Source organism: Duganella sp. Root198D2 (assembly GCF_001428585.1).
In the GTDB taxonomy this organism is placed as follows: domain Bacteria; phylum Pseudomonadota; class Gammaproteobacteria; order Burkholderiales; family Burkholderiaceae_D; genus Rugamonas.
Window position 1 is genome coordinate 1 of the sequence record NZ_LMIC01000036.1, and the last position, 5,157, is coordinate 5,157.

Consider the following 5,157-nt stretch of genomic DNA (forward strand, 5'->3'; position numbering starts at 1 on the left):
GGCAARTCGGGCGTGACCAGCTACAGCTACGACCGCTCCAGCCTGGAAACGCGCATCGACTACAACAACGGCGTGGCCAGCGTCTTCAAYTACGACAAGGCCGGCCGCGTCAGCAGCGTGCTGCACCAGAAAGGCGGCAGCAACCTGTCGCGCACTGATTACGAGTACGACAGCAACGGCAACCGCAAGAAGGAGACCATCAACCGCGTCGCCGGCGCCCAGGTCACCAGCTACGACTACGACGGCGCCGACCGCCTGACCCGAACCGTGACCGCCAGCGCCGCCAAGTCGGTTGCCACCGACTTCGGCCTGGACGCCATGGCCAACCGCCTGACCGAAACCGTGACCACCACGGCAAACGGCGGCGCGCCAACGGTRASCAAGCGCACCTCGACCTACGGCTCRCGCAACGAGCTGAAGACCATCGACGAYGGCAGCGGCGTGATCACCACGCTGAACTACGACGGCGAAGGCAACCTGACCGAGAAGAAGCAGGGCAGCGACAGCACCATCTACCGCTACAACGGCAACGACAACGGCGTGATCACCACGCTGAACTACGACGGCGAAGGCAACCTGACCGAGAAGAAGCAGGGCAGCGACAGCACCATCTACCGCTACAACGGCAACGACAATCTGATCTCGGTCGCCCGCAACGGCACCATGCTGGGCCGCTACAGCAACGACCACGCCGGCCTGCGTATCGAGAAGGAGGCCAAGGACCCACTGCAGCCGGGCGCACCACCGGTCAAGCTGCGCACCCTGTGGGACGGCCGCAATGCCTTCCAGGACCGTGACAGTGGCGGCGAAGTCATCGCACGCTACGATAACGACGGCCGCCACCCGGTCGGCATGTGGCACCGCGACGACGGCAGCCAGGCACTGCACCGCGACGCGTTGGGCTCGATCGTTGCCACCACCGACGGCACCGGCAAGCTGAAGAGTGAAATTGTTTACGACGCCTTCGGCAACATCACCGAATCGACCGGTCAGAGCGCCAACAAGTTCGGCTACACCGGTCACCAGATGGATGCAGAGACCGGCCTGATTTACTTCCAGGCCCGTTACTACGACCCGCAACTGGGCCGATTCATCACACAAGACCCGTACGAAGGCGAGTGGCGCACTCCGCTGTCGCTGCACCATTACCTCTATGCGTATGGGAATCCAACCGTCTATGTCGACCTGAATGGTTACGAATCGATCTTCGCCAACATTGACAAGGCTGCCGAGGGTTGTGGGGCCTTTTCTTGCGCTGGGTGGGCGTTAGCCAAGGGAGCATACGCAGCAGCGACTTTTGGCTTTGCTACTGTGCATGACCCAGTACGGGATTTGTACGACGAAGGACAGATCAGCGGCGGCCAATATGCAGCACGTGGAATAGGCGGCGGCGCCGCTATCGTAGCCGTCAACGTCGCAGGCGTTGCCATAGGCGGAGTTGGTGCCAGTTCTGTGACCTCGCTGGGAAGCAAGGCGTTGATCGGGGCCGGGGTTGGTGGCCTCACGGCTGGCGGGACCGATGCGACGACTCAAGGGATTAACATAGCTGCAGGGTTGCAGGAGAATTATGATGTTCGACGCACTGTCATTGCGACCGGCGCAGGTGTTGGGTTCGGCGGCGCGGCACCTTTAGTAGGGCCGATTGTAGGGAAAGTTGCTGCAACAGAAACAGTGCGTAAGACGGCTGAAGCAGTTAATTCTGCCGCCCAAAGTGTAAGAAAGGCTACCAAGGAACTGCTGACACGAGAAAGCGGAGACCTTGGTATTGGTGGTTCGCGGCTATCTAATAAGAGTGTGCCTGCGGAACAATCCATTCCGTCATGGAAATTGACCGTTGGGGCAAAACTCGATAGTGACGGCGATAAAATAGGGCATGCATTCGTTTCAGTTCGTCCGCCCGAAGGTCCTGCTGTTACGAGAGGATTATGGCCGTTGAAATCCGATGGAATCCCTGGGTTCGATAACTTGACTGATCCGATCAAAGGTATGCGCGGAATACTTCTCGACGATTCCGCTTATTTGGAAAGCGCCAAGTCTGCGTTGAAGACTTATGATATTAGCGCTGCACAAGGCGCAGCAGCGCTGGCAAAAATTAGCGCGACTGAGGCGAAATTGGCTTCTGGAAAGCTTGGTTACCAGCTCTTTACCAGTCAATGTGCGACTTTTGCTTGTGCCGTTGCAAGAGCCGCTGGCGTTAAGCCACCGGCTGCTGGCCTAATTGCTCAGCCCCGTAAGATTTACGATTCAATAAAGAACGAGGATTTGTAAGATGTACGTACTGTCGATTGATGTTGAAACCACGAGTTTTATGGAACTTAGCGTTAGTTCGACGCCCAAAATTGTGGGGAGTGTACTTGTAGATGAACATGCAATTAGATATACATTAAAATCCGGAAAAGGAGCAATTCCAAGAGCTACGATTGATAGGATTTTTATTGCCAATTTTGGAATAAATTGTTTCTCGGTCGATATTCATACAAGAGGTGATGAGGCGTGGAATTGGAGAATGGAAAGAAATCACCCGATTCTAAATTGGTTAAATTTGATACGAAAATCAATTGATGGAAAGGTGGAGTTGGGCTATTTTGAATGTCAGGCCGATGCGGAGCAATTTCATGAGTTCTTGAAGAAGAATTTATATCCGACTTCCTGGTCAAACGGATGACGGAAAATTTCAAGCCAGTAACGTAGGGACAGGGACAGACCCCTGTTCCTGGGAAATATCGAGCATGCCCTCTGACTAGGCGGGAACTGGCTGCGCCTGTTCTTCTTTCAAAGAAAAAAACCGTCCCCAACCCGCTGCTGCTTGGCGCGGGTTCCGGGTACGGATTACGTTTTTAGCTGCTAAGAAAGTGCGCTAAGCGTTGGCCTGAGTCAGCACCGCTTCAAGCATTTCCATCACAAAGCGCTGCTTCTGCTTGGGCAACTCGCTGATGCGCTCGATATTGCGTTCGAGTTGCGATGCCGGTCCGCGCTTGCCGCGCCCTAAGTGGCATTCCGTGCCGAACAGCTCATCGAGCGACACATTCAACACCTTCGCCACCACCGGCAGGGCCGACACCGGGATGCGCCGCCGCCCTCGAGCCCGACGCCAAGGAAAATCCTGCTGACTGGAACGATGACGGCGCTTTCGCTGCGTGCATCGAGCACATCGTGCAGCTAAAAAACTGTGAAGGTCCATCGGAAAAGGCGCTGTTACGCAGTAACGCACCCTTGCGACAACGGGCGCTATCGGCCAAACTCGCGTCTAGAAAATTTCCGCTCTTTAAAAACAAAATCTCCCGCGCGTTCGCCCGTAAGCCATTGATGCGTCTAGCAAAAATGGCATGCGGTACGACCGCTCGCGTCAGCGCGCAAAGTTTACCTCTATGCGTATGCAAATCCGACGACCTTCATTGATCTGACGGGTTACTACAGCGTAAGACAGTTTGGCAACGACGCTGCGTACTACACTGGCGCGGCTGTTGGCGGTGTGGTCGGTGCTCCGGTTGGCGTTGCTAAAGCGGTGTACGGAACCGGCGCATTTATTGTTGATGCGGGACTGGCGGTGGGTGGCAATAAAGGCGGCGCGGACCGAATGACCGAGCGTGGCAAGGCCGTTGCTGAGGTTCTTCTGCAGCCACGTTTGGTCAAGGACAGGATTGACGCGTCCATCAACGTGACTGTTTCGAAAGCGGCAGAGCGGCGCAACGCTGGAAACGATTTCGGTGCCGGACTCGGACTTGGATTTGAAGGCGGCGAGGTTGCTGGGCCTGTTGTTGTGGGTACTTTACGTTTCCCCAAAACTGAGATTCCGAGAATTCCAGGAGTGGAAAGAGATTCGATCCCGTCTAAATCTCCAGTGAAGGAAGCGCCACGGCCGCCACCGACAGAAGCTGCGCGGTCAGATGCGGGAATTACGAAAGAAGGCCCGACAAAGGACATTTCTGTTGAACCGGCACCTTCGGGAACGAAGACCGTGGTGAAACCGAAAACATTCATCACATATGAATTCAAAAATGCTGCTGGTGAGGTTGTGTATGTGGGACGTGCAAGCGGTAAGGGGACGCCAGAGCAAGTGATGAAACAACGTCTGGCTAAAGGTCATGATGTCTATGACGCAAATCCTGGACTGATACCTGAAGTTCGTGCGACCCAGGGTAGCGCATCTGCGAATAAGGGAGCTGAAGGCGTGCTTTACGAGCAACGTATGCGGGAAGGCGCCAGCCTATTGAATGACCCAAAGAGTCCTCCGTTGAGCAGCAAGCCTGCTAAAGCTGCGGAAGTTCGAGAAAAGATTTCCGACTATAGTGAAGATTTAAAACATTAAGAGGTGACTGAGATGAGTGATGTGTTCGTGGAAGTTGTTATAAATGTGGCTGATGCATCCGCTATTGGTATCGAGAGCCGAGACGAAATAGAAGATCCGCTGGAAGAAGCATTGTCTGCTAGCGGCTTGGGCGAAGTTACGGGGGGCGGTGGGGGGATGGGCGTTTATATCATCGATGTAGAGGCCGTCGAGCAGCAGTTCGATGATGCTTTGCTCGTTATAAGGCAAGCTCTTCAGGCGTTGAACGTGCCTACAAGTACAAGAATCAAAAGGCGGACGCCTATTAGTGTTGAGTTCTTGGTGTATGAGGCACCATGACATAACAACAGGGGACAGCCTTCCGGTACTCGTGTTGTTCGGCAATCCCGACGACCTCTCAGGCGCGGGGGCAGTCAGGCACGGGTGCCGACAAACCGATACGGGCAGAAAATTAGGCAGTCCCACGTCGGCCCTGTGGACGTTTGAATACTGTCCGTATCCTGTCCGTATCCTGTTCGTATGCTATCCGTATGCTGTTCGTATCTCAGTCGTGGTGGGTAAAAATCTTCTGCCGAGGGAAAGCCCCAGCAAGAAGCGGTACTGGGCGGGTGCGCGGGGAGTCCCCGCCACCCCTGCCGGTCTATCACACATCACGCAACCTCCGGTTTCTGCGGCGAGCCGCGCTGCGCTTGGCCCTTCGCGTTAAACGCTTCGCTGCGCTCTGTTAAACGCTTGGCCGCGCGAATCTCGGTAAGCCATTGAGCCTAAAGGGTCCGGTCTGAATAAATCGTTATTCAGCAATGCCTGGGCTGGAGTCGGCGCCAAGTCCACGCCACCGGAATCGGCGGCGGCATTGCCTGGGCTGCGAT

At 55.5% G+C, this 5,157-nt stretch carries 5 protein-coding genes; 4 read left to right on the forward strand and 1 reads right to left on the reverse strand.

Translation table 11 applies throughout. The features are described from left to right. Together ASE26_RS21760 and ASE26_RS30855 are read left to right on the forward strand one after the other, a co-directional pair. On the forward strand, positions 1 to 2,268 hold a 2,268-nt coding region (locus tag ASE26_RS21760; protein WP_229208198.1), incomplete at its 5' end, for an RHS repeat-associated core domain-containing protein. Position 2,269: 1 nt separating this feature from the next. Continuing rightward, complete coding sequence (locus tag ASE26_RS30855; RefSeq protein ID WP_156398070.1) at positions 2,270 to 2,665, forward strand: hypothetical protein; 396 nt, start codon at positions 2,270 to 2,272, stop codon at positions 2,663 to 2,665. Between the two features lie 192 nt (positions 2,666 to 2,857). On the opposite strand, the gene ASE26_RS21765 is transcribed toward ASE26_RS30855, so the two are convergent. Next, positions 2,858 to 3,061, reverse strand: coding sequence for a hypothetical protein (locus ASE26_RS21765; protein ID WP_055933598.1), 204 nt, complete (start codon positions 3,059 to 3,061; stop codon positions 2,858 to 2,860). A gap of 411 nt (positions 3,062 to 3,472) precedes the next feature. Between ASE26_RS21765 and ASE26_RS30860 the strand changes: the two genes are divergently transcribed. After that, complete coding sequence (locus tag ASE26_RS30860; protein ID WP_156398071.1) at positions 3,473 to 4,309, forward strand: hypothetical protein; 837 nt, start codon at positions 3,473 to 3,475, stop codon at positions 4,307 to 4,309. Positions 4,310 to 4,321: 12 nt separating this feature from the next. Next, a complete protein-coding gene (locus ASE26_RS21770; protein ID WP_055933601.1) occupies positions 4,322 to 4,627 on the forward strand; it encodes a hypothetical protein in 306 nt (101 codons plus the stop codon). The last annotated feature ends 530 nt before the right edge of the window (positions 4,628 to 5,157 follow it).

Excerpts from the sequence above, each read along its gene's own strand:
- ASE26_RS30855 (WP_156398070.1), top strand. The coding sequence starts at position 2,270 with ATGTACGTACTGTCGATTGATGTTGAAACCACGAGTTTTATGGAACTT.
- ASE26_RS21770 (WP_055933601.1), top strand. The coding sequence starts at position 4,322 with ATGAGTGATGTGTTCGTGGAAGTTGTTATAAATGTGGCTGATGCATCC.